We start from the raw sequence: 934 nt of genomic DNA, 5'->3' as shown, positions 1-934 counted from the left end.
CCTGGTCGAGGAGCGTCTGCGCGACGGCCTGGCCTGCGTGCCGGCTCGAAGCCACCGTGAAAGAGCCCTTCTGGCTGTGGACGTCCCAGCCGACGACCTTGACGTCCTTCTTCTTCTGCTCGTTGTAGTACTTCACGCCGTCCGCGAAGCCGTCCATGAAGATGGTGACGGTCGGGATCTGCATGCCGCCGAAGGTGCCGACGACGCCGGACTTCGAGTAGGACGCGGCCGCGTAGCCGGCGAGGAACGCCGCCTGCGAGGTGTCGAACGTGATCGGCTTGACGTTCTTCGCCGAGATCGAGTTGTCGTCGATGATCGCGAAGTCGGTGTCGGGGTTCGCGGCGGCCTGCTTCTTCGTGGCGTCGGCGAGGTTGAAGCCGACGGTGACGATGAGCTTGCAGTTCTGGTTGATCAGCTGCTCGATGTTCGAGTCGTAGACCGTCGAGTCCTTGGACTCCGCCGACTTGTAGGTCGCGCCGAGTTCCTTGGCGGCGTCCTGCAGGCCCTCGTAGCCGAGCTGGTTGAACGACTTGTCGTCGAAGCCGCCGGAGTCGGAGACCATGCAGGGACGGAAGTCGGTCTTCTTGGCCGAGGCGTTGTCGGACGGGGCGGCGGAGCAGCCGGCGAGCACGGCGACCGTGCCGACCAGGGCGAGGCCGCTGAGCGCGATCTTGCGGGTGCGGGATGACACTTGGGTGATTCCTCCGGGGGGCGTTGGCCCGGAGCTGCGGTTCCGGGCGATCGTGGTGACAGTACACGACAGTCCGACCGGTACAGAACCCCTTCCGACCCCGCCCGGGATCGGTTACGGGATCGCGACCGCACGGAAACGCGCCCGTAACGCAGGAGCCGCCCGGAACCCATGTTCCGAGCGGCATCAAGCGCTTTTCGTGATGGAGCGCTACAGGACGTCCCCGCGCCCGCTGATCTTCAG

At 65.8% G+C, this 934-nt stretch carries 1 protein-coding gene; it reads right to left on the bottom strand.

The genetic code is table 11. The features are described 5' to 3' along the window. Positions 1-691: BMP family ABC transporter substrate-binding protein (locus I59_RS06760; RefSeq protein ID WP_022903218.1), on the bottom strand; the 691-nt coding region annotated here is incomplete at its 3' end. Positions 692-934: the final 243 nt, after the last annotated feature.

Source organism: Curtobacterium sp. B8, from assembly GCF_000333315.1.
Taxonomy (GTDB): domain Bacteria; phylum Actinomycetota; class Actinomycetes; order Actinomycetales; family Microbacteriaceae; genus Curtobacterium; species Curtobacterium luteum.
The sequence above is the reverse complement of the archived record's forward strand: the minus strand, read 5'-3'. Positions and strand labels throughout refer to the sequence as shown.